Annotated in this window: 23 protein-coding genes; 20 read left to right on the top strand and 3 right to left on the bottom strand. The window is 35.8% G+C overall.

The window, feature by feature from the left end; all coding sequences use genetic code 11:
* Positions 1-371 precede the first annotated feature (371 nt).
* Genes H8S01_RS02895 through gltA form a run of 3 tightly spaced genes read left to right on the top strand, consistent with a single transcriptional unit; the run spans position 372 to position 4,386 of the window.
* Entirely contained in the window at positions 372-2,060 is a 1,689-nt protein-coding gene (locus H8S01_RS02895; RefSeq protein ID WP_186836116.1) for a chitobiase/beta-hexosaminidase C-terminal domain-containing protein, read from the top strand.
* Positions 2,061-2,092: 32 nt separating this feature from the next.
* On the top strand, positions 2,093-2,974 hold the full coding sequence (locus H8S01_RS02890) for a sulfide/dihydroorotate dehydrogenase-like FAD/NAD-binding protein (protein ID WP_186836115.1): 882 nt from the start codon (positions 2,093-2,095) through the stop codon (positions 2,972-2,974).
* Between the two features lie 29 nt (positions 2,975-3,003).
* On the top strand, positions 3,004-4,386 hold the full coding sequence (gltA, locus tag H8S01_RS02885) for an NADPH-dependent glutamate synthase (protein WP_021865367.1): 1,383 nt from the start codon (positions 3,004-3,006) through the stop codon (positions 4,384-4,386).
* A gap of 110 nt (positions 4,387-4,496) precedes the next feature.
* On the opposite strand, the gene H8S01_RS02880 is transcribed toward gltA, so the two are convergent.
* Positions 4,497-5,048, bottom strand: a complete 552-nt coding sequence (locus H8S01_RS02880) for a hypothetical protein (RefSeq protein WP_186836114.1) — start codon at positions 5,046-5,048, stop codon at positions 4,497-4,499.
* A gap of 158 nt (positions 5,049-5,206) precedes the next feature.
* Between H8S01_RS02880 and H8S01_RS02875 the strand changes: the two genes are divergently transcribed.
* From H8S01_RS02875 to rpsA, 16 genes are all read left to right on the top strand, one after another.
* A complete protein-coding gene (locus H8S01_RS02875; protein ID WP_186836113.1) occupies positions 5,207-5,878 on the top strand; it encodes a thiamine diphosphokinase in 672 nt (223 codons plus the stop codon).
* Positions 5,879-5,956: 78 nt separating this feature from the next.
* Positions 5,957-7,405 (top strand): acyl-CoA carboxylase subunit beta, encoded by a 1,449-nt coding sequence (locus tag H8S01_RS02870; RefSeq protein WP_186836112.1) that lies wholly within the window; start codon positions 5,957-5,959, stop codon positions 7,403-7,405.
* Positions 7,406-7,422: 17 nt separating this feature from the next.
* On the top strand, positions 7,423-8,232 hold the full coding sequence (locus H8S01_RS02865; protein ID WP_186836111.1) for an OadG family protein: 810 nt from the start codon (positions 7,423-7,425) through the stop codon (positions 8,230-8,232).
* 32 nt (positions 8,233-8,264) lie between these two features.
* A complete protein-coding gene (locus H8S01_RS02860) occupies positions 8,265-8,630 on the top strand; it encodes a biotin/lipoyl-containing protein (protein WP_021865362.1) in 366 nt (121 codons plus the stop codon).
* Between the two features lie 36 nt (positions 8,631-8,666).
* Positions 8,667-9,818, top strand: a complete 1,152-nt coding sequence (locus H8S01_RS02855; RefSeq protein WP_021865361.1) for a sodium ion-translocating decarboxylase subunit beta — start codon at positions 8,667-8,669, stop codon at positions 9,816-9,818.
* 64 nt (positions 9,819-9,882) lie between these two features.
* Positions 9,883-11,316, top strand: coding sequence for an oxaloacetate decarboxylase subunit alpha (locus tag H8S01_RS02850; RefSeq protein WP_186836110.1), 1,434 nt, complete (start codon positions 9,883-9,885; stop codon positions 11,314-11,316).
* A gap of 179 nt (positions 11,317-11,495) precedes the next feature.
* Positions 11,496-12,878, top strand: coding sequence for a Trk system potassium transporter TrkA (gene trkA, locus H8S01_RS02845; RefSeq protein ID WP_186836109.1), 1,383 nt, complete (start codon positions 11,496-11,498; stop codon positions 12,876-12,878).
* Between the two features lie 4 nt (positions 12,879-12,882).
* Positions 12,883-14,322, top strand: coding sequence for a TrkH family potassium uptake protein (locus H8S01_RS02840; protein WP_186836108.1), 1,440 nt, complete (start codon positions 12,883-12,885; stop codon positions 14,320-14,322).
* Positions 14,323-14,390: 68 nt separating this feature from the next.
* Positions 14,391-15,005, top strand: a complete 615-nt coding sequence (locus H8S01_RS02835) for a hypothetical protein (protein WP_186836107.1) — start codon at positions 14,391-14,393, stop codon at positions 15,003-15,005.
* Between the two features lie 87 nt (positions 15,006-15,092).
* Complete coding sequence (gene floA, locus H8S01_RS02830) at positions 15,093-16,067, top strand: flotillin-like protein FloA (protein ID WP_186836106.1); 975 nt, start codon at positions 15,093-15,095, stop codon at positions 16,065-16,067.
* Positions 16,054-16,407, top strand: a complete 354-nt coding sequence (locus H8S01_RS02825) for a hypothetical protein (protein ID WP_186836105.1) — start codon at positions 16,054-16,056, stop codon at positions 16,405-16,407. The genes floA and H8S01_RS02825 overlap by 14 nt, the downstream gene beginning before the upstream one ends.
* A gap of 9 nt (positions 16,408-16,416) precedes the next feature.
* Positions 16,417-18,315, top strand: coding sequence for an EAL domain-containing protein (locus H8S01_RS02820; protein WP_186836104.1), 1,899 nt, complete (start codon positions 16,417-16,419; stop codon positions 18,313-18,315).
* 15 nt (positions 18,316-18,330) lie between these two features.
* The gene (locus tag H8S01_RS02815) at positions 18,331-19,608 is read left to right on the top strand and encodes an NAD(P)/FAD-dependent oxidoreductase (RefSeq protein ID WP_186836103.1); all 1,278 of its coding nucleotides are present in this window, start codon (positions 18,331-18,333) and stop codon (positions 19,606-19,608) included.
* A 15-nt stretch (positions 19,609-19,623) separates the two neighbouring features.
* Positions 19,624-20,289 (top strand): (d)CMP kinase, encoded by a 666-nt coding sequence (gene cmk, locus H8S01_RS02810; RefSeq protein WP_021865353.1) that lies wholly within the window; start codon positions 19,624-19,626, stop codon positions 20,287-20,289.
* 13 nt (positions 20,290-20,302) lie between these two features.
* Positions 20,303-21,166, top strand: coding sequence for a 4-hydroxy-3-methylbut-2-enyl diphosphate reductase (gene ispH / locus H8S01_RS02805; RefSeq protein WP_021865352.1), 864 nt, complete (start codon positions 20,303-20,305; stop codon positions 21,164-21,166).
* A complete protein-coding gene (rpsA, locus tag H8S01_RS02800) occupies positions 21,126-22,214 on the top strand; it encodes a 30S ribosomal protein S1 (protein WP_021865351.1) in 1,089 nt (362 codons plus the stop codon). The genes ispH and rpsA overlap by 41 nt, the downstream gene beginning before the upstream one ends.
* A gap of 80 nt (positions 22,215-22,294) precedes the next feature.
* Here rpsA and H8S01_RS02795 read toward each other — a convergent pair whose 3' ends face one another.
* Positions 22,295-23,047, bottom strand: a complete 753-nt coding sequence (locus tag H8S01_RS02795) for a YlmH/Sll1252 family protein (protein ID WP_186836102.1) — start codon at positions 23,045-23,047, stop codon at positions 22,295-22,297.
* Positions 23,048-23,229: 182 nt separating this feature from the next.
* On the opposite strand from H8S01_RS02795, the gene H8S01_RS02790 reads away from it, so the two are divergent.
* Positions 23,230-24,018, top strand: a complete 789-nt coding sequence (locus H8S01_RS02790) for a CheR family methyltransferase (RefSeq protein WP_021865349.1) — start codon at positions 23,230-23,232, stop codon at positions 24,016-24,018.
* A gap of 26 nt (positions 24,019-24,044) precedes the next feature.
* On the opposite strand, the gene H8S01_RS02785 is transcribed toward H8S01_RS02790, so the two are convergent.
* The gene (locus H8S01_RS02785) at positions 24,045-25,181 is read right to left on the bottom strand and encodes a ribonuclease H-like domain-containing protein (protein WP_186836101.1); all 1,137 of its coding nucleotides are present in this window, start codon (positions 25,179-25,181) and stop codon (positions 24,045-24,047) included.
* Positions 25,182-25,379: the final 198 nt, after the last annotated feature.

Below are 25,379 nucleotides of genomic sequence, written 5' to 3'. Positions count from 1 at the left end.
AATTAACAGAAATGCCGGAGAGTTAAGAATTAATCTTAGCTGTCCGGCATTTGTATACTTATATAAAAAGAAACAGATGACAAAATGTGGAAGCATAGTGTCATCTGTTTCAATGTATAAATATAAAATATGAGGGGGAGATAGAATTATTAACTCTATCTGTTAATTATTATATGCAAAAAATGTGAGCAAAGTGTGTACGTTTAATTAAAGAAATATTAAAAATCAAAAGAAAATATAAAGCAAATTATATATTGAAAATATTGAGAGTATATATAATTTTATATGACTTGTTTTTTTAATGAATACGTAGTATATTATTATTACTTTGCAATATACAATGCTAAAAATTTTAAACAGGAGTCACCGATATGAGCGATAAAGATAATTTTGATATTGATGATGAACTTGCACGTTCATTGGAACGTCTTGTAGAAGAAGAAACTAATGTTGCGAAAGCGGCATATTCAGAAGATAAAATAAAGGCAGAAGATATAAAGAAAGAGCCTGAAAATATTAATCTTGGAGCAACGCAGATGGTTGACAAAGACAAGGTGAAAAGCTTGACATCTGCTATAAAACTTAATGATGAACAGGATATAAAAACTATTGAAGATACATCTGATTTTACGATAGATGTACCATATGTTGGAAATGCATCAAAAAATACAACATCAATCAAGTCTGTAAAGATTGAAGATGATGAAAATGATTGGGATGAAGATGAAAATCTGGATGAAAGTAAAACAGTGCAGAAAATTAATAAGATGAATTCAGATAATCCGGTTACTATGTCAAATCAGACAAGTCCAGAAGACGGAAAAAATAAAAAAGAACTCGATAAAAAGAGCAAGCTTATAATTGCAGGAGCCTGTGGAATAGCGGCACTTGTAGTTATTATAATAATTGTTATTGCAGTTAATATGAATTCAAAAAATAAGAAGTCATATAAATATAATCTTGAAAAGGGTACACAGTATTACAATACACAGGATTATGATAATGCTGTTACATATCTTACAAAAGCATATAATACAAACGACGGAAAAAAGAATGCTGATATGATGTATGAACTTGCTGATGCACTTGTACATGTTAATCAGAATGACAAAGCGATAGAAGTGTTAAAGTCAGCACTTTCGTATGATAAGATGAATGAAAAGGCACTTCCGCTTCTTGCTAAATTGTATCAGGATGAGAAAAAGGGAACAGAGCTTTCTGAGCTTATAAAAAAATATAAGGGAACAAAGAATGAAGCCTTACTTTCAGATTATAAGGTAGATGAGCCAACATCATCTGAAAATCCTGGAAGCTTTGAAGATTCTGTAGAGATAAATCTTATGGCATCTGATGGATGTACAATTTATTACACAACAGATGGAAGTGAGCCGACAACAAAGAGCAGCAAGTATTCATCAGCTATAAAAATTGAAAAAGATGATGTTACAGTTAAGGCGATAGCAGTTAATTCGATTGGCGTTGCATCAGATGTTGCAGAATTTAAGTATTCTATATCATTGAAAGCACCGGATGCACCTGTGCTTAATCCGTCAGAATCTGATGTAAAAGTTGGAACAAAAATTGTTATTGAAGGTCTTGCAGATGACGAAAAGGCGTATTATACTTTAAACGGAAGCACTCCGTCAGCTAATTCATCACAGTATTCAGGTGGAATTACTCTTGATAAAGCAGGTAATTATGTTGTATCAGTAATTGTCATAAATAAACATAATTTATCAAGTCCTGTTACAAGAGTAAGCTATAATGTTTCGGAAGAGAAGACCTATACAAAGGACGAGGCAGAAAGTATTCTTATGAAACGTCTCGTATCAAATAATAAAGTAAGTCAGTCAGGAACAATGGTTGGCGGTGGCGGAACTGCCAAGCTGGTATATCAGAATACAACAACTATCAGTGGCACTAAGATGTACTATATAAGGTTAGATGTTAATTCTGGAAACAGCACAAAAACAGAAGGATATTACGGCGTTGGAGTAAATAACGGACAGTGTTATGTTATAACTGATAACAATGGATCACTCTCTGCCGTTCAATATTAAATTTTTACTATTACTTTGAAAGGGGTACATAAATGTATAAGATTTTAAAGGCTGAAAAGCTGGCTGAAAAAATTTATCTGATGGATGTATTAGCACCTAGAGTTGCTAAACATTGTCAGCCTGGTCAGTTTGTTATTGTAAAAATGGATGAAAAGGGCGAGAGAATTCCTCTTACAATCTGTGATTACAACAGAGAAGCCGGTACAATTACAATTGTTTTCCAGAGTATCGGTGCATCAACAACAAAGATGGCAGAATTGAAAGAAGGAGACTGTTTTGAAGACTTTGTAGGACCGCTTGGATGTGCATCAGAGCTTGTTCATGAAGATATTGAAGAGTTAAAGAAAAAAAAGATAGTATTCATAGCAGGTGGTGTAGGTACAGCTCCTGTATATCCACAGGTTAAATGGCTTCATGAGCATGGTGTGGATGCAGATGTTATTATAGGTGCAAAGAATAAAGATATGCTTATTCTTGAAGAGCCAATGCGTGAAGTTGCGGGTAATCTGTATGTTACAACAGATGATGGTAGTTATGTAAGAAAAGGTATGGGTACAGATGTACTTAAAGACCTTGTAAATAATGAAGGAAAGAAATACGATCTTTGTGTTGCTATAGGACCACTTATCATGATGAAGTTTGTCTGTCTTCTTACAAAGGAACTTGGTATTCCAACTGTTGTAAGTATGAATCCTATTATGGTAGATGGTACAGGTATGTGTGGTGCATGCCGTCTTCAGGTTGGAGATGAAATTAAATTTGCATGTGTTGACGGACCTGAATTTGATGGACATAAGGTAGATTTTGATCAGGCTATGAAACGTCAGCAGATGTATAAGACTGAAGAAGGAAGAGCTATGCTTGCACTTACTGAAGGGGATACACATCACGGCGGATGCGGTCACTGCAACTAAATAAAGTGAAGGAATGAGGTTAATACAGAATGGATGTTTTAAAGAAAGTTCCAGTCAGAGAGCAGGCTCCTGACGTAAGAAATAAAAATTTTGAAGAAGTATGTTTGGGATATAACATGGAAGAGGCACAGGAAGAAGCAACAAGATGCATTAATTGCAAGAATGCACAGTGTATAAAAGGATGTCCTGTATCAATTAATATTCCTGGTTTCGTTCATGAGGTAAAAGAAGGAAATATTGAAGAAGCATATAAGATAATAAGTCAGTCATCAGCACTTCCAGCAGTCTGTGGCCGTGTATGTCCACAGGAAAGCCAGTGCGAAGGCAAATGTATAAGAGGTTTTAAGGGTGAACCTATTTCAATTGGTAAGCTTGAAAGATTTGTTGCTGATTATGCAAGAGAACATAATATCAAGCCACAGCCTGCAACAGAAAAGAAAGGCAAGAAAGTTGCTGTAATCGGTTCAGGTCCTTCCGGACTTACATGTGCCGGAGATCTTGCTAAACTCGGATATGATGTTACTATATTTGAAGCACTTCATCAGGCTGGCGGTGTTCTTGTATATGGTATTCCTGAATTCCGTCTTCCTAAGCAGACAGTTGTTGCAAGTGAGATTGAGAATGTAAAGAGCCTTGGTGTAAAGATTGAAACTAATGTTGTAATTGGTAAGTCAATGACAGTTGACCAGCTTCTTGATGAAGAAGGATTTGATGCTGTATTTATCGGTTCTGGTGCAGGTCTTCCGAGATTTATGGGAATTCCTGGTGAGAATGCCAATGGTGTATTTTCGGCAAATGAGTATCTTACAAGAAGCAATCTTATGAAAGCTTTTGATGACAGCTATGATACTCCAATTGCAAGATTTAAGAAAGTGGCTGTTGTTGGTGGCGGTAATGTTGCGATGGATGCAGCAAGAACAGCACTCCGTCTTGGGGCAGAAGTTCATGTCGTATATAGAAGAAGTGAAGCTGAACTTCCAGCAAGAGCAGAAGAAGTACATCATGCAAAAGAAGAAGGTATTATATTTGATCTTCTTACAAATCCTACAGAGATTCTTGCAGATGAGAATGGATGGGTTAAAGGCATTAAGTGTGTAAAGATGGAACTTGGTGAACCTGATGCATCAGGAAGAAGAAAACCGGTTGAAATTGAAGGTTCAGAATTTGTTATGGATCTTGATGCTGTAATCATGTCACTTGGTACATCACCTAATCCTCTTATCAGTTCAACAACAAAAGGTCTTGAAATTAATAAGAGAAAATGTATTGTGGCAGAAGAAGAGAATGGACAGACATCAAAAGAAGGCGTTTATGCCGGTGGCGATGCTGTAACAGGTGCTGCTACAGTTATTCTTGCCATGGGTGCTGGTAAAGCAGCTGCAAAGGGTATTGATGAATTTTTAAGCAAGTAAAATAATTATTTTAAATTAAAAGAACCGTGCTTTGATTAATCCAGATGGATATTATCAAAGCACGGTTTTTGTATTTTGTTAAATATTAATAATGCAATAATTATATGAATTTAAAAGATTTTTTCAATATATTCATCGGCTATTGAATCGACGATATCATCGTTTAAATCAGGGTATTTTTTGTTGATTTCATTTTTTATGTAGCTGCTTCTGCTGAAATATTTCATTTCTTCTGCCATTTGGGAACCATCATATGATGCATCAATCATATCAGCGGTTATGTTGGATGTGAGCCAGTCCTGAATTTCGGAATTGGTCTTTTCTTCTGTGCTGATATTGGACTTTGCACTCTTTGCGGCCTTAAATGAAATGGCTGCAATAACTATAAAAGCAACGAACATTCCAATTAAAACAACATTAGTTAATATTCCTGATGCACCTTTGTAAGTGAAAAATTTCAGTATGCCGATGTCATTTAATAAAACAACGATAAGTCCGCCGATTCCACATACGAGAAATGTTATTGCTGATGACAGGTTATCCTGATACTTTTCGTTAGAATTTTCATAATTGCTGCCTGTTGTGAGCTGCTCAATGATATTTTCATTATCAGGTGTGTCTGTTGTAATATTTTTTTCGTTAGTTACTTCTTTTTCTTCCATATTATCTCCGTTCCGGGAAAAGATGAATTTCCCTTTTCTTGTTGGATAAATTATATCAGTAAAATGTGAAAAAAAAAAGAACAATGCGGATTTTTTGTCAGGGTTGATAAAAAAAATAAATAGATATATATTTTAATGAGATAAGAAAGGAGTATTTTATGAAAATATTGATAATAAGCGGTGGAAGCATAGATGAAATGTGGGGGCGGAAATGGGTGGCTGATTATGAGCCGGATTATTGCATAGCAGCTGATTCGGGACTGGTTATGGCAGATAAATTAGGACTTACAGTAGACCTTTTGCTGGGAGATTATGATTCGGTTGATAAAAAAATTTTTGAAAAATATAATGGAAACACAAAGACAATAACTTATCCGTGCGAAAAAGATTACACAGACACTCATCTTGCACTGAAAAAGGCAATAGAAAAAATAAAAAAATTGCAGGACACGTCAAAAGACGGTACAGAGGATGAAATAGCAATTATTGGTGCCACGGGAACAAGATATGACCATGCATTTACCAACATTTTTGTTTTGGATGAATCGCTTGAGGCAGGCATCAGATGTGCTATTTATGATAAAAATAATAAGATATATCTTGCGGATAAAAGTTTTGAAATAAGAAAAGATAAGCAGTTTGGTGATTATTTATCATTTGCACCAATGACACCTGAAGCCGGGCTTTCTTTATCAGGAGTGAAATATCCATTAGACAGATATACTCTTAGACAGGGCGAGAGCATATGTCAGAGTAATGAAATAACAGAAATGATAGCGAAAGTGGAAATTTTCACAGGAAAATTGGTAGTTTTTGAGACAAGAGACTAGATATATACTTGTTTTTTTAGATGGATTGTTATAAAATAAACAATAGATTTTGATTATTCAAACAGGAGGTTTTTTAAGATGAGTAACACTACACCGGTGTCAGCCAGAGCAAGAATTGATGCAATTCTGGATGACAACAGCTTTGTTGAAATCGGTGCCGGCGTTAAAGCCAGAGCAACAGATTTTAACATTACTAAAAATGCAGCTCCATCTGACGGCGTTATAACCGGATATGGAGTTATTAACGGCAATCTTGTTTATGTGTACAGTCAGGATGCTGCTGTTATGAACGGCACAGTTGGCGAAATGCATGCAAAGAAGATTGAAGGAATTTATGATATGGCATTAAAGATGGGAGCACCAGTAATTGGTCTTATTGATTGTGCCGGAATCAGACTTCAGGAAGCTACAGATGCACTGGATGCTTTTGGTAAGATTTATAGAAAGATGTCGGATGCATCAGGAGTTATTCCACAGATAACAGCCGTTTATGGTAATTGTGGTGGTGGACTTGCTGTACTTGCAGGACTTTCTGATTTCACATTTATGGAAGAAAAGACAGGACATCTTTTCGTAAACAGCCCTAATGCTCTTGCTGGCAATTATGCAGAAAAGCTTGATACATCAAGTGCAAAGTTCCAGGCAGAGGCAGGCGTTGTAGATTTTACAGGTGATGAAGAGACAATTGCTAACGGAATCCGTCAGCTTGTTTCAATTTTACCAGCTAATAATGAGACAGAAGCATTTGCTGACTGTGAAGATGATTTGAACAGAGTATGTGCTGATATGGCAGCTGAGATTGCAGATCCTGCACTTGCACTTTCTGATATTTCAGATGACAATCTCTTTGTTGAGGTAAAAGCAGAGTTCGCTAAGGAAATGGTAACTGGTTTCATTCAGGTAGATGGATCTACAATCGGTGCAGTTGCTAACAGAACAGCTCTTTTTGATGAAAATGGAGAAAAGTCAGCTGATTTCGATGCTGTACTTACAGTTGATGGTGCATATAAAGCAGCAGATTTTATTAATTTCTGTGATGCTTATGATATTCCTGTACTTTCACTTACTAATGTTAAGGGATATGCAGCTGATGTCAGAAGTGAGAAGAGTATTGCAAAGGCAGTTGCTAAACTTACATATGCTTTTGCAAATGCAAATGTTCCAAAGGTTAATGTTATAACAGGAGAAGCTTACGGCAGTGCCTATGTCACAATGAATTCAAAGGCACTCGGTGCTGATGTTACATACGCATGGCCTGATGCAAGCATTGGAATGATGGATGCTAATGAGGCAGCTAAGATTATGTATGCTGATGATATTGCAAAGTCAGCTGATGTCCAGTCAGTTATATCAGAGAAAGCAGCTGAGTATGCAGCACTTCAGTCAGGCGTTGAATCAGCAGCAGCAAGAGGATATGTTGATACAATTATTAATCCTGAAGATACAAGAAAATATGTTGCTGCAGCGTTTGAGATGCTTTATACAAAGAGAGAGGATAGACCTGATAAAAAGCATGGAACGGTCTGATATAGAGGTGAGACAATATGAAGAAGATTAATTTTAAGAAATTCTTACTGTTGTTTTGCATTTTAGCGTGTGTGTTTGGACTTACAGCGTGTACAGAGACTATTTCTTCTGATTCTGCAAAGGAATCAAAGAAAGAACAGAAGCTTGCAGCTGTATCTACTGAACTTGAAAACTGGTCAGTTGATATGATTAAGTATTTTGATGTAACGTCAGATGATGATGTTAAGGCAAACGCTGAGAATGCAATAAGCATAGATGAGATTAACCATGATTTATATATTGTTAATCCTGAAGGTATGAATGTTGCAACAGTTGAATTTTGTAACAGCTGGGTTAAGAGCCGCAGCGATTTAGGCAGATTAAAGTCTATTGACAGTGTTGAGTTAAAGATAAGCGACGAGACAAGTACTCTTGGAACTGTTACAGTTAAGACAGAATATGAAAAGAGAAACTGTACATATGAAATTGTATTTGATGATGATTACAATCTTTCAAGTGCAGCCATCAATCCGGTATATACAACCGGAGAGAAGATGGAAAAAGCAGTTTTAAATACAGTTATAGGTATGGGTACAGTATTTATTGTATTAATATTTATTTCTTTCATCATTTCATTACTTAAATATGTAAATAATATTGGTGCAAAGAAAGAAGAAAAACCTGCCGGCGGTGTAGAAAATGCTATTTCACAGATAGTTACAGCTGAAGAAGAAAGCGATGAGACAGATGATCTTGAGCTTGTGGCAGTTATAACAGCGGCAATTGCAGCTTCTGAGGGAACATCCTCTGATGGTCTGGTTGTTCGTTCAATTAAAAGAAGATTTTAGAATAATTTATCGATTTATGGAGGATAAGTACAATGAAGAATTACACAATTACTGTTAATGGTAATGTTTATGATGTTACAGTTGAAGAAGGAGCTGCAGGTACAGCTTCAGCAGCACCTAAGGCAGCACCAAAAGCTGCTCCAAAGGCAGCACCTAAGGCTGCAGCACCAGCAGGTGCTCAGGGTGCCGTAAAGGTTAATGCACCTATGCAGGGCAAGATTTTAAAGATTAATGCATCAGCAGGTGCTTCTGTAAAGAAGGGTGATGTACTTCTTGTTCTTGAAGCTATGAAGATGGAAAATGAAATCTGTGCACCACAGGATGGAACTGTAGCTACAGTTGAGTGTTCAGTTGGTGATTCAGTTGAAACAGGAAAAGTATTAGTTTCAATGAACTAATTATTTAGAGGAATCATTTAAACTGGAGGTTAAAAGATGAGTTATATTATAACAACATTGGGAAACCTCGTACAGCAGTCAGCATTTTTTGGTTTGACATGGGGTAATTATCTCATGGTTGCTGTTGCTTTGGTTTTCTTATATTTGGCTATTAAGAAAGGATACGAACCTCTGCTTTTAGTACCAATTTCTTTTGGTATGCTTCTTGTTAATCTTTATCCGGACATTATGCTTTCGATTGAAGATTCAAACAACGGCGTAGGCGGTTTGTTACATTATTTCTATCTCCTCGATGAGTGGAGTATTTTACCATCGCTTATTTTCCTTGGCGTTGGTGCAATGACAGACTTTGGTCCGCTTATTGCAAATCCTAAGAGTTTCCTCTTGGGTGCAGCTGCACAGTTTGGTATTTTTGCCGCTTATATCATGGCTATTTTTATGGGATTCCCTGATAAAGCAGCAGCAGCAATTTCGATTATCGGTGGTGCCGATGGTCCTACATCAATTTTCCTTGCAGGTAAGCTCGGACAGACTAAGTATATGGGACCTATTGCGGTTGCGGCATATTCATATATGTCACTTGTTCCTATTATCCAGCCACCTATTATGAAGCTTCTTACAACTGAGAAAGAAAGAAAGGTTAAGATGGAACAGTTAAGACCGGTTTCAAAACTTGAGAAAATTCTTTTCCCGGTTATTGTTACTATCGTAGTAGTATTAATTCTTCCTACTACAGCACCACTTGTTGGTATGCTTATGCTTGGTAACCTCTTCAAGGAAAGTGGAGTTGTTAAGCAGCTTACAGAGACAGCATCTAATGCACTTATGTATATCGTAGTTATTATTCTTGGTACATCAGTTGGTGCTACAACAAGTGCTGAAGCATTCCTTAATCTTGATACTTTAAAGATTGTTGCACTCGGACTTATTGCATTTGCGTTCGGTACAGCGGCAGGTGTTTTATTTGGTAAGATTATGTGCAAGGTTTCACATGGCAAAGTTAATCCGCTTATCGGTTCAGCAGGTGTTTCTGCCGTTCCTATGGCAGCCAGAGTTTCACAGAAGGTCGGACAGGAAGCAGATCCTTCTAACTTCCTTCTCATGCATGCGATGGGACCTAACGTTGCGGGTGTTATCGGTACAGCTGTAGCTGCCGGTGCATTCATGGCTATGTTTGGTGTTATGTAAATAAATACATAAATTAAGGAATTATAATTTAATTAATATTTGAAATAATTTGGAGGATTTAAAGATGGCAGAACAGGTTAAAAAACCATTAAAAATAACGGAAACCGTATTGCGTGATGCACATCAGTCATTGATTGCCACAAGAATGACAACAGAGCAGATGCTTCCAATCATAGATAAAATGGATAAGGTTGGTTATCATTCAGTAGAGTGCTGGGGCGGTGCTACATTTGATGCATCTCTTCGTTTCCTTAAAGAGGATCCATGGGAAAGACTTCGTAAGTTAAGAGATGGATTCAAAAATACAAAGTTACAGATGCTTTTCAGAGGTCAGAATATTCTTGGATATAATCACTATGCAGATGATGTAGTTGAATATTTCGTTCAGAAGTCTATTGCAAACGGTATTGATATTATCCGTATTTTCGATTGCTTTAACGATTTAAGAAATCTTAAATCATCAGTTGAGGCTGTTAAGCTTGTAAAGAAAGAAAATCCTAATGCACATGCACAGATTGCTTTGTGTTATACATTGGGTGATGCATATACACTTGATTACTGGAAAGAGACAGCAAAGAGAATCGAAGATATGGGTGCAGATTCAATATGTATCAAGGATATGGCTGGTCTTTTAGTTCCTAAGAAAGCAACAGAGCTTGTTCAGGCATTAAAGGATGGTTCATCACTTCCAATTCAGATGCATACACATTACACATCAGGTGTGGCTTCAATGACATATATGAAGGCAGTTGAGGCAGGTGCTGATATAATTGATACAGCTATGTCTCCATTCGCAATGGGAACAAGCCAGCCGGCTACAGAAGTTATGGTTGAAGCATTTAAGGATACTCCTTATGATACAGGTCTTGACCAGAATCTTCTTGCTGAAATTGCTGCATATTTCCAGCCAATGAGAGAAGAAGCATTAAAGACAGGTCTTATGAATACAAAAGTTCTTGGTGTTAATATCAAGACATTGCTTTATCAGGTTCCTGGTGGTATGCTTTCTAACCTTGTATCACAGCTTAAAGAAGCAGGTGCAGAAGATAAGTATCAGGCAGTTCTCGAGGAAATTCCAAGAGTGCGTAAAGACTTTGGTGAACCACCTCTTGTTACACCATCATCACAGATTGTTGGTACACAGGCAGTTCTTAATGTATTACAGGGCGAGCGTTACAAGATGATTACAAAAGAATCTAAGAAGGTTCTTATGGGTGAATTTGGTCAGACAATCAAGCCTTTCAATCCTGAAGTTCAGAAGAAAGCTATTGGTGATGCAACACCTATTACATGCCGTCCGGCAGATTTAATTGAGCCACAGCTTGAAAAATTCAAGAATGACCCAGTTGTACAGGAATACAAGCAGCAGGATGAAGATGTATTATCATATGCATTGTTCCCTGCTGTAGCAACAGAGTTCTTTAAATACAGGGCAGCACAGCAGTCAAAGGTAGACCCTAAGGCAGCTGACACAGAAAATAAAGCATATCCTGTATAATATATAAATAATAAAATTTATAAAAAACTGATTTGTCGGCAGCATCCGTAAAATTAACGGGTGCTGCCATTTTTATGTTTAGTTTACATGACATGGGAACTTGTAAATAAACATTCACTGTGATAAGATAGCATACATAGTCTTTAATTGTTTAATTTATGACGGAGGAATGAAAAGACATGAAAAAAAAGAATGTCAAAATCTGTGTTGTTGGCGGAGGAAAGATAGGTTCAGAGATAGCTGCCCAGCTTACAGATAATGGCTGTGAAGTAACAGTAATAGATACTAATCTTGATTTGATAAATAAGATTTCTAACGCTATGGATGTAATCTGCTATCAGGGTAATGGTGCATCGCTTACGATATTGCAGGATGCAGGTGCTGCAGAGGCTGATATATTTATTGCTGTTACAGGTTCAGATGAACTTAATATATTAAGCTGTCTTACAGCACATTCGCTCGGTGCCAAGAATACGATTGCGAGAGTAAGAAATGCAGAATATGCCGTTCAGTCAGAATTTTATATGGAAAAATTTGGTCTGGCAATGACAATAAATCCTGATTTTACAGCTGCAAGGGAGATAGAAAGATTACTGCATTTTCCACAGGCTACAAAGATTGAACTTTTTGGCAAAGGCAGATGTGAACTTGCCGAGATGAAAATAGAACATGGCAATGCAATAATTGGCAAGACATTATTTGAGATAAACCAGAAAATGAAGATGAATATTCTTATATGTGCAATAGTGCGTGATAAGAATATATTTATACCAAATGGTGATGATATTGTAAAAGAAGGCGATGTGCTTTATATCACAGGTTCTCCTAAGGCGATAAATGAGTCGCTTGAGAAAATGAATATAAAAGTAAGACGTATCAGTTCAGTACTTATTGCCGGAGCGAGCAGAATTGGATTTTATCTGTCAAAGATGCTTGAAAAAGATGGTGTTAATGTAACTGTTGTTGAGAAAGTTCACAGCAAAGCAGCTGAACTTGCAGGCAATGTACCGGGAGTATCAGTTATGTGCAGTGATGCAATGGAATATTTTGAGAGTATGTCTGAGGCAGACATCAAAAATACAGATGCTTTCGTTACGCTTACAAATAATGATGAATATAATCTTATTGCGGGCATGCTTGCTGAAAAACGCAATGTATATAAAGTTGTAACAAAGATGAATTCACATTCAGCATTAAAAGAACTTCAGATGAATACAAAAATATGCAGCGTTTCCAAAGAAAGTGCTGTTACAGATATTATTATCGGTTATTCAAGATCGCTTCTTGCGGCAGAAAATTTTGATGCTATTTCCTCACTTTACAGGCTTATGGATGGAAAACTTGAGTTTGTTGAGTTTAAAGTCACATCAGATGAGGCATATCTTGGCAAGCTGATAAAGGAATTACAAGTTAAAAAAGGCTATATTATTGCTTCTATAATACGAAACAGAAGGCTTATTGTGCCTCGAGGTGATGATGTAATTGAAAAGGGTGATTCAGTTTTAGTATGTACTGTAAATAAGAGTATTTTGAGATTACAGGACATTTTTGCAGGAGTATAGGGCGATGAATAGAAGAAGAGTTCTTAAAATTCTTGGTAAAATTCTTATGACAGAGGCGATGCTTATGGTACCGTCTCTGATAGTTTCACTGATATATGGCGATGGTGACGCTATGTATTTTGTTGGTACAATTGCATTTGCGGCAATAGCAGGATTTATCCTTTCATGTGTAAAAGCACCGGAACGTAAGATGGGTAGCCGGGATGGATACTGTATAGTTGCACTTGCATGGATAATTATATGCATAATAGGTGCTGTTCCGTTGTTTCTTACAGGACAGTTCAGGTCTTACTGGTCTGCACTTTTTGAGATAGTTTCGGGTTTTACGACTACAGGTGCATCTGTTCTTTCAAATCCTGAATATCTGCCACATGGTGTACTTTTCTGGAGAAGTTTTACGCACTGGGTTGGCGGAATGGGCGTTCTTGTATTTGTACTTATGATAATGCCTATGGAAAATGAAAATTCAATGCATCTTATAAGAGCGGAGGTTCCGGGACCTGTAGCCGGAAAACTTGTTCCCAGAATGAAAAAAACATCAATAATTTTATATGGAATATATACTGCTATGACAGCAATACTTATTGTTTTATTGTTATTTGGCGGCATGAATGTGTTTGATGCTTTTGCAACAGCATTTGGTACTGCGGGAACAGGTGGATTTGCAACATCATCTGTAGGCATAGCAGGTTATGACAGTGCATATATAGAGATTGTACTCGGGATTTTCATGCTTTTATTTGGTGTTAATTTTAATGCATATTATCTTATACTTATAAAGAGATTTACAGATGCGTTAAAGATTGAAGAGATTCAATGGTATTTTGGGATTGTAGGAGTTTCAGTTATTGCAATAGCAATCAATATATGCCATAGCCTGTCGGCAGTTTCCGTGTCTTTGAGACAGGCGTTTTTCCAGGTGTCAAGTATTATAACAACAACGGGATTTGCAACGGTTGACTTTGATAAATGGCCTGAGTTTTCAAGGCATCTTCTTGTTCTACTGATGATAATCGGTGCATGCTCAGGTTCAACGGGCGGTGGAATCAAAGTATCGCGTGTTATTGTTATGGTAAAGAGCTTTTTTAATGAAATAAGGCATATTATCAATCCGAGCTCTGTTACAGCAGTGAGGACAAATGGCAAGCCTATGGATAAAGAGACACTTATAGCGGTGAGAGTTTATGTAGCATCGTATTTTATTTTGATTTGTCTGTTTACACTGGTCATATCACTTAACGGACTTGACTTTACAACAAATCTGACAGCAGTTTTATCGTGTTTTAATAATATAGGACCGGGACTTAATCTTGTTGGTCCAATGTCAAATTTCTCATGTTATGCCGACTGGGCACAGGTTATACTTTCAGTTGCCATGCTCACGGGACGACTTGAGATATTTCCGATGTTCATGCTGTTTTCAAAATCGGTTCACCGCCGTTAAAATTGTCATTTGATTGGGAAATAAAGACATTTAAGCAAATAAGTATTTAATGAGGAGAATAAAGTGATATGATTAAGCTCGAAAGATGCAATGTAATGAATTTTGAAAATGCCATACGCGGAGCAAGAAATCCGCTGAACAGCTGGGAACGCATGGACAGTAGCATTGTTGATGGTAAATTTGTATTTGGACCTAACGATTTGGATCTTGCAAAACGTCTGTGTAAAGCAGGTTCTGACCACAGAAAGTTTATCAGACAGATATTTATAACTGTAGATATAACTGCACCTTTATACTGGTGGAAAGAATATGATACATATAAAGTCGGAACAGTGGCAAATTCAACAAGTACAATGCATAAGATACACAGTAAGTCATTCGAGATGAGCGATTTCTCAACTGACCACATGAATGAGGAAACGATAGAATTTATGGAAAAAAATATTGAATTCCTTGAGAATCTGCGTGTCAAGTATAATGATACAAAGGATAAGACTCTCTGGTACAGCATTATACAGCTTCTTCCTGAGAGTTATAATCAGATGAGAACATGCACGTTCAGCTATGAAAATGCAGTTGCCATGTATTATTCAAGAAAGAATCACAAGCTTGATGAATGGCATACATTTTGTGACTGGGTAACAGAACTTCCATATTTTAAGGAACTGTTTATTCAGGAATAACATGGATTTCTGTGTATAACACTTAAATCTGATAAAGCAAAAAATATGAAAGGGGAAAGTACATTTATACATGTACGAAATAAGACTATGATAAGTTTAATAGTTATTGCAGCAGTTGTTTTATTTATTTTGATTATGTTTTTCAGCTTTGTTCCAATCGGACTTTGGATTTCAGCGATGGCAGCAGGAGTTCATGTCGGAATTTTCAGTCTTGTTGGTATGCGATTAAGAAGAGTAGTTCCGTCAAGAATTATTCTTCCTCTTGTAAAGGCAACAAAAGCCGGACTTAAACTCAGTGTAAATCAGCTTGAGGCACATTACCTGGCTGGTGGTAACGTTGATGGAGTTGTTAATGCACTTATTGCATCAGAAAGAGCAGGAATTGATTTGTCATTTGAAAAAGCAGCAGCAATTGATCTTGCAGGTCGTAATGTCTTAGAGGCTGTTCAGATGAGTGTAAATCCTAAAGTGATTGAAACACCGAATATTTCAGCAGTTGCAAAAGATGGTATCGAACTTCTTGTAAAAGCGAGAGTTACAGTTCGTACAAATCTTGAAAGACTTGTCGGTGGTGCTGGTGAATCAACAATTATTGCACGAATTGGCGAGGGTATTGTAACTACAGTTGGTTCTGCTGTTTCACATAAGAGCGTTCTTGAAAATCCTGATGATATTTCAAAGCTTATTCTTGCAAAAGGTCTTGATGCCGGAACAGCATTTGAGATTCTTTCAATTGATATTGCAGATATTGATATCGGACGTAATATCGGTGCCCATCTTCAGAGTCTTCAGGCAGAGGCTGATAAGAATATCGCCCAGGCAAAGGCAGAAGAGAGAAGAGCTATGGCTGTAGCAAAAGAGCAGGAAATGAGAGCTTATGTTGTTGAAGCAGAAGCAGAAGTACCAAAGGCACTTGCTTATGCACTTCGCGAAGGAAAAATGGGAATAATGGATTATTATGACTTGCAAAATCTCAAAGCAGATACTAAAATGAGAGATAGTATAGCAGGTGATGACAGTACACAGACTATTACTGAAGGCGGTTATAATGAGCAGCAGTAAGAAGGTTAATAATCTGGCAAAACGTGTTTCTTCGGAATACAAACAGATAGTTAATCCTTCATGTAATGGAAGCAGTCAGACGGATAATGACATTAAAGATGGATGTGAGCAGGCAAGACATGCAGAACAGACCATTAAGAAGCAGCAGATGGTACATGAGCATAATCTTGACATTGAGAATAGTTACTGTGATATTGGACAGAAAAAATCACACGGAATAAAAATGATTGTAAACAATGAATATATACCATCTTTAAGAAGTCATGATAATCTGAGAAATGCAATGATTATACACGAAATATTGTCACAGCCTGTATGTAAAAGACGTAAAAAGAGGTAGGTATATTGCATGCATATTTCCATACAGGTATGTTCTATAATTATTGTGCAGTTTCTTGCGATAATTTTTTCGAGACAGAAAAAACTTGGAACAAGAAGTGAGAGAATATTTTTAGAAATATTAATAATAACATTAATAAGCCTTGTGTTTGATATCAGCTCCGTGGCAGCAATCTATTATAAAGAAAGCTGTCCGGGGCTTTTGGTGTTGATTATTTCAAAAACATATCTTATATCTTTAATTATTCTTGCATTTGTGAGCCGTATATATGTATTATCTGATGTGAATTATGTTGCTGTTGACGGGAAAAAAGGCGTATTCATAAGATATGCAATTATTACAATGTGTGTATTGCTTGTAAGTGTTCTTCCGATTGATTTTAATATTAATGCAGATACAGGTGCGGTTTGGTCTTCAGGATATAGCGTGATAATGACTTATATAACTGTCTTTGTAATACTTATCAATACAATTTATACTGCTTTTGACATGAGAACTTCTATATGTTCAGCAAGATTTGAATCTGTTCTTATATGGATTGGCTTCTGGTGCATTGCGGCAGTTATACAGGCAGTTATGAGAAACCATATACTTATAGTGGGATTTGCAAGTGCACTTGGCGTTATGGTAATATATATAAAATTTGAGAATCCCGAATTAAATATTGACAGAGCGACAGGTTTATATAATCAGAAAGCATTCCTTATATATGTAAATAATGCATTAAGCAGCAATAAAGATATTTCGATAGTTTCTGCTTCATTTGAAAGATGGTATAACAGAAATGTGAGCTTTGAATACATAGATACTGCAAAATCGGAGATTATCAGATTTCTTTCAGACATAGATAAAGTAATGGTATTCAGAAATTATGAAGATGAGCTCATAATGGTATATAAAAATAAATCCGATGCTGCAGAATGTGGCAAAATTATTGATAAAAGATTTAAAGAAGGATGGGGTCCCGGAAAAAATATAATTTTTCATCCGTTTATAGTATATTTAAGAAATGCATCAGGCATAAAAAGAGCGGAAGATATACTTCATTTTATTGCACATATAAAATCTGATTACATGGGACGTTCTGACCAGCATTTTATTTCAATTACAAATGATATAATTGAAAATATGTATAATCAGCGTAATGTAGTAAGACAGATTGTAGAAGCAATGGACCAGGATGGAGTTGAAGTGTTTTTTCAGCCGATTTACTCTGTTAAAGAAAAAAGATTTACATGTGCAGAAGCTCTTGTGAGAATAAGGCAGCGTGACGGAAGTCTTATGTTGCCGGGGATGTTTATAGAGACAGCTGAAAAAAGCGGACTTATTATACGTCTTGGACTGATAGTTTTTGAAAAAGTATGCCAGTTCATAAAGGACAATCCATTAGAAAAAATGGGTATGAAATATATAGAAGTTAATCTTTCTATGGTTCAGTGTGCATATAAAAAACTTAGCGATGATTATATAAATATTATGAAAAAATATAATATTAATCCGTGTAATATCAATCTTGAGATAACAGAATCAGCATTGATGGAAGATAAGACAAATCTGCTTGACAATATGAACAGATTGATGGAATATGGAGTGAAGTTTTCACTTGATGATTTCGGCACCGGACATTCCAACCTGAATTACATAGTTGACATGCCTGTCAATATTGTTAAGTTTGACAAAGGTATGCTTGACGCTTATTTTGAAAATGGCAGGGCAAAATACGTAATGGATGCTGTAATGCACATGATACAGGGAATGAATCTTGAGATCGTGGCAGAAGGAATAGAGACAAAAGAACATTTTGAAAATATAGCAAAGCTTGGCATAAACTTTGTTCAGGGATATTATTTTTCAAAACCAGTTACTGCACGACAGTTTCTTTTGTTTATAAACGAAAATAACAAATAAATTCGGAGTAATAAAATGAAAAAAATTATAGTTATAGGCGGAGGTGCTGCCGGGATGATGGCAGCAATTACAGCGGCCGGAAATAATAATAAAGTTGTTCTTGTTGAAAAAAACGAGAAACTGGGAAAAAAGATTTTTATAACCGGAAAAGGCAGATGCAATTTTACTAATGCAGGTGATTCAGATGACCTTATGAACAGCATTGTGACAAATAAAAAATTCATGTACAGTTCACTTAATAAATTCTCTAATTATGATGCGATGGGTTTCTTTGGAGAACTTGGGCTGGATTTTAAAGTCGAAAGAGGAAACAGAGTTTTTCCAACGTCAGACCATTCATCTGATGTGATATCAGCACTTAATCGTGAGATGAAAAATAGAGGTGTTGAAATCAGACTTAATACAAAAGCTGTAAATATAAATACAAGTTCTGTATCGCAGGAAAATGATGATAACAATAATGATAAAAGAAAAATAAAATTTGAAAGCCTTACAGTTGAAAATGAAATCGGGAAAAAAGAAGTTATCACAGGTGATAAGCTGATAATAGCAACAGGAGGCAATTCATATCAGAGCACAGGTTCAACTGGCGACGGATATAAATTTGCAAAATCACTTGGACATACTGTAACGCCTATACTTCCGGCTCTTGTACCGTTTAATGTAAAAGAAGAGTGGGAGCGGGAACTTCAAGGACTGAGTCTTAAAAATGTGAATGTACGGATTCTTGATGGAGAAAAAGAAGTGTATTCAGATTTTGGTGAGATGCTTTTTACTCATTTCGGTGTGAGTGGACCGACAATTCTTTCAGCCAGCAGTTACGCTGCCGGAATTATAAAACAGAAAAATCTTACACTTTCTATTGATTTAAAACCGGCACTGACCTATGAACAGCTTGACGAGAGAGTTTTACGTGATTTTGAAGAAAATAAAAATAAATCATTTAAAAATTCACTTGATAAGCTTCTTCCGAAAAAAATAATTCCGGTTGTGATAATGCTTACGAGAATTTCAGAAGACAAAAAGGTTAATGAGATAACAAAAGAGGAGCGGAAAAAACTTGTTGATACATTGAAAGATTTCAGAATGACACTAACAGGACTCAGAGGATTTAACGAGGCAATAATTACACAGGGTGGTGTTAATGTAAAAGAGATTAATCCGTCAACAATGGAGTCAAAGATAGTAAGTAATGTGTTTTTTGCAGGTGAAGTGCTGGATGTGGATGCAGTTACAGGAGGATTTAATCTTCAGGTTGCATGGTCAACTGGGTATGCCGCGGGAAATAATTGATTTATGGAGGAAAATATGAGTTATTCAGTAGCTATAGACGGACCGGCAGGAGCCGGAAAAAGTACAATTGCAAAGCTTCTTGCAAAGAAAATGGGATATATATATGTTGATACGGGTGCAATGTATCGTGCAATGGCAGTTTATTTTGTACAGAATAATGTTAATCCTGATGATGAAAGAGAGATAAATGCAGCTGTCACAGGTGTTAATATAACAATTGAGTATATGGACGGAGTGCAGCAGGTGATTTTAAACGGTGATAATGTTACCGGCATGTTAAGAACAGAAGAGATTGGAAGCATGGCTTCAAAAACATCAAAATATGCTGCTGTGAGAAGAAAGCTTGTTGAATTGCAAAGAGAACTTGCAAAAAAGACAGATGTTATAATGGATGGAAGAGATATTGGAACAACTGTGCTTCCGGATGCGTTTTGCAAAATTTACCTTACTGCAAGTGTAGATGCGAGAGCAAAAAGAAGATATGATGAGCTTGCACAGAAAGGTGAAAAATGTGATTATGATATCATAAAAAAAGATATTGAACAGCGTGATTATCAGGATATGCACAGGGAAATATCGCCTTTGAAACAGGCTGATGATGCGGTTTTAGTAGATACATCAGATATGAATATTGAGCAGGTGGTAGAGTGCATTGAAAATATTATAAATGAGCGTAAATAACAGGTGAGGCGATATGAAAGAAGTAATAGTTGCAAAATCAGCTGGATTTTGTTTTGGCGTACAGAGAGCAGTTGATACTGTATACAATCAGTGTGGTGGAAAAAATGTATTTACATATGGACCGATAATACACAATGAAGAAGTTGTAAAAGATCTTGAAAATAAAGGTGTGCATGTTATTAATTCGGCTGACGAGATAAATGATGATTCAACGGTTATAATCCGTTCACATGGTGTTTCCAAAGATGTGTATGATTCATTACATGAAAAAAATGTAAATATTGTTGATGCAACATGTCCGTTTGTCCTTAAAATACATAAGATTGTAAAGGAAGAAAGTGCTAATGGAAGCCAGATTGTTATAATAGGAAATGAGAATCATCCGGAAGTTGAGGGAATTATGGGATGGTCACTTTCTGATACATATGTGATTGATACATCAGAAAAAGCACAAAATCTGGTACTTGATTCCCAGAGGCGGGTGTGCATTGTATCACAAACGACATTTAATTACAATAAATTTCAAGAATTAGTTGAAATTATATCTAAAAAGGGTTACAATATAATCATTCGTAATACAATTTGTAATGCAACTGAGGAACGACAGACAGAGGCAAGAGAAATTGCAAAGCGGGTCGATGCTATGATAGTAATCGGCGGGAGCAGCAGTTCCAATACGCGAAAACTGTATGAAATCTGTAAGAAAGAATGTTACGATACATTTTACATTCAGACGATAAACGACCTTGACTTAGAAAGTTTGGGCAGAGCAGAGTGCATAGGTATTACAGCAGGGGCATCGACCCCAAACAATATTATCGAGGAGGTTTGCACTAATGTCAGAAAGTTTTGCAGAGATGTTAGAGGAATCAATTAAGCAAATACATACAGGAGAGATCGTTGACGGCACTGTTATTGATGTTAAGGAAGATCAGATTATTCTTAACATTGGATACAAGGCTGATGGTATTATTACACGTAATGAATATTCATCAGACCCAAACGTAGATTTAAGAGATGTTGTTAAAGTAGGCGACGAGATGCAGGCAAAAGTCCGCAAGGTTAACGATGGCGAAGGTCAGGTTATCCTTTCAAGAAAAGGTCTTGTAGCTGAACAGGGAAGCAAGAAGCTTGAAGAAGCATTTGAGAATCAGACAGTAATCACAGCAACAGTAAGCCAGGTTATGAACGGTGGTCTTGGTGTAGTTGTTGATGAGGCAAGAGTATTTATACCGGCAAGTCTTGTTTCAGATACATTTGTTAAAGATTTATCTGTATATAAAGATAAGGAAGTATCATTTGTTATCACAGAATATAATCCTAAGAAGAGAAGAATTATCGGTGACTGCAAGAAGTTAATCGTAGAAGCTAAGGAAAAGGCTCAGAAGGAACTTCTTGAAAAGATTCACGAAGGTGATACAATCGAAGGAACAGTTAAGAATGTAACAGATTTTGGTGCATTCATTGATTTAGGCGGAGTTGATGGTCTTCTTCACATCTCTGAGATGTCATGGGGAAGAACAGCTAACCCTAAGAAGATTTACAAAGTTGGAGATTCAGTTAAGTGCTTTATCAAAGAGATTAATGGTAATAAGATTGCACTTAGTGTTAAGTATCCAGACCAGAATCCATGGAATGATGCAGCTACAAAGTATGCTGTTGGCACAGTTGTAAAAGGAACTGTAGCAAGAATGACAGATTTTGGTGCGTTTGTACAGCTTGAGGATGGTGTTGATGCATTACTTCATGTATCACAGATTTCAAGAGAACATATCAACAAGCCTTCAGATGTTCTTGCAATTGGTCAGGAAATTGAAGCTAAGGTTGTTGATATCAATGAAGCTGAGAAGAAGATAAGCCTTAGCATGAAGGCTCTTCAGGCAGATGAAGAACCAACAGAATATTCAACAGATGATGCTGAATAATTAATAAGCTTAATATTCATAAAATTAAGGCAGGACATTATGTCCTGCCTTTTATGTAGATGTGATGTTTTAGTAGTGTTTCAATAGCGTCTCATATGGACATAAACGCGTCCTTTTCTTGTTTCATTGCCACAGCCGTCAAAAATAAATTTCCCAAAACCTCTTATAACGAGAATATCACCTGGTTTTAATTGTGCACTGTTATTTTCAATATTCATTCCGTTAAGAAATACCTTTTTAGCTGAAAAAAATTCAAGTGCAGAACTTCTTGATAATTTAGTAATGCTTGCAACAACTGCATCAATTCTGGCTGATGCCGCAATCACTTCAAACTCAGTGAGTACAGGGCGTATAATGTCGGGAATTTCATCACAGACAGTGGCACGTACATGGTTATGTTTTACTGTTGTGAGATTATCAGTTATAAATTCAGCTATATGATTCATGCAATATACATAAGCATCTTTTTCTTTTATCAGAATATCACCAATGAGGCTTCTTTCAATGCCAAGATTCATAATTGCACCAAGATAATCACGGTGTTCAAGTTCCTGGGCAAATTTTGGTGTAAGCGGTGAAATTTTAAATACTGAAATTGGAAAACTGTCATCGTATCCAAAAATTTCAGGACTTCCGAATCGTATAATCTGCCTTTCACTTGATTCGCTTCCACCAAAAGTAGAAGGATAAGCAAATTGAAGTTCTTTTTTCATTGAATTATATATTGCAAGTTCGCTTAATCCTAAGAATCCTGTATAAGTATATATATTCTGATTATACGATTTGTTGGCTGTATCAAGAATTTTACGTCTTAAAAGAGTTTCTTCATCCATATTTTCTCCAATCTGAAAATAACTTCATAAATATTAATTATAATATATAAGTAAAAGTTTAACAGAAAGTATCAAAAAATAACAGAAAAATAATTATATATAGAGATTTTTACGGTGGGATATGTTAAAATATAAACGAATAATAAGTATGGCATGTGATTTAATCACGGAAATGAGGATTTATGATTAAGGATTATGAGGATTTTAAGAAATTTGTACTGCAAAATACAGGTATTGACCTGAATGCATATAAAGAGAGACAGATGAAAAGAAGAATTGACTCTCTTATTGAAAGAAATAAGTATGACGGATATGACAGCTATAGTAAAGCTATAAAGACAAACAAAGAACTGATGGATCAGTTTGTCAATTATCTTACGATTAATGTGTCTGAGTTTTATCGTAATCCGGCATTATGGAAGACATTGGAAGATGTAATACTGCCTGATCTGATTAAGAAGTTTGGCTCTAATTTGAAAATTTGGAGTGCAGCATGTTCTACAGGTGATGAACCATATTCTCTTGCAATGGTTCTTGCAAAAAAGATGCCTTTGAATAAGATACATATTATAGCTACAGATATTGATGATCAGGTTCTTGAAAAAGCAAGAGACGGTGTATATGCTGCATCAAGCCTGAAAGGTCTTCCTGATGAATATAAGAATAAATATTTTGAAAAAATGGGTGAAAAGTATTTCAAAATAAGTGATGAAATTAAAAAATGTGTTGAATTCAAAAAAGCCAATCTTTTAAAAGACCCATATCCATCAGGATGTAATCTTATTGTATGCCGTAATGTGATGATTTATTTTACAGAAGATGCAAAGCAGGAGATTTATAAGAAATTTAATAAAGCTCTTAAAGTTGATGGATGCCTTTTTGTTGGTAATACAGAACAGATTATTAATTATCGTGATCTGGGATATGAATATGACAAGATTTTCTTTTACAGAAAGAGCAAAGAGATTTAAGTTTAATAACGTCACTGTTATGTGGTTCATAACAGTGACGTTATTGTTTTGTATACATAATTATTTATTTTTTGTGGGGAGTTAAAAAAACTGTCAGATGCTTCAAAATAACTTATGTTGTCTTTGTTATCATTTTTGAATGACGGAGTAACAATATCTGCGGGCTGTGCTATAAATGAGCCTTTCTTTTTTGAATAACATGTTGATGCCTTTGCCGGTATTCGGCGGCTTTTATCAACGAAAGCAGAAATGCTTTTATGGATTGCATAGTCTTCATCCGGCAGATAGTAGTAGTTTTTATAATCGGTGTAAAAATATTTTAATTCGCATTCGTGTATTTTGGTACGCAGTTTCAGCAGATTTTTGCTTAATTTTATGTAAAATAAATCATTTCCATAAGATACGTCTTTAGGCACACAGCATGGAAGTGTAATGCTGAAAGTTATTTCTTTTACGGGATTATTATTAAAAGCATATCCATCTGTTATTGAAAATGAAGTTGATTTGTAAGTCTCTTCATTCCATATCTGATTATATGAAAGAACATGGCATATAAAAGGCAGATTGCAAACGTCATCGTGGTTGTGTAAAAGAAGCATATTATATTCAGAAGTAACATTTTTTCCAAGTGTTTTTCCGGTCAGATACTGCTTATATACATTGATAAGTTCACCGCCGTCAGATTTATCGCTGCGGTTTATGCCAAGAAAATGTTCAATTGTTTTTTGTTTGTAATTTTCTAATTTAAACAACGGGCTTAAAGATTTTGATTTTTTGAAAAGGTCGATGCTTTCCGGAAATTGATGTTCTGGCATTCCGTTAATATACATACGTTCTTTCAGATAGGGAATATCAAATACATCACCGTTAAAGTGTACTATATATTTAAAGCCGGAAGCAAAATGCATGAATTCAGTGAGCATCTTTTTTTCGTCATCACAATCAGAAGGATTGTCTGCAAAGAATTGTTTTATAATAAAATTTTCATTATTTAGGCTTACACAGCCTATGAGATAACACATGGAATTTCTGGCAGAAAATCCTGTCGTTTCTATATCAAAAAATAAAAAGTCAGATACGGCGGCAGTATTGTTATACGAATGTAAAATATCTGCCAGTTCGTGATAAGTATATGTGTCTAATGTGTTTGTTATTATTTGCATAGTCAGACTCCGGATAAGATAAATTATTTGTATACAGGTGCAAATTAGTCACTTGTGAAAAAATTGTCATACAAATTTTATATAAATGTTAAAATAATATCAGTTTTTGTCTATTATACACTAATGTATACACAAAAAAAAGTAGATTTTTGTTGTTTATTGAGATAAAATATTGTTTAGATAAAAAATTTATAAGGA

The sequence above is a fragment of the Lachnospira hominis (ex Liu et al. 2021) genome, from assembly GCF_014287955.1.
Classification (GTDB): Bacteria; Bacillota; Clostridia; order Lachnospirales; family Lachnospiraceae; genus Lachnospira; species Lachnospira hominis.
The sequence above is the reverse complement of the archived record's forward strand: the minus strand, read 5'-3'. Positions and strand labels throughout refer to the sequence as shown.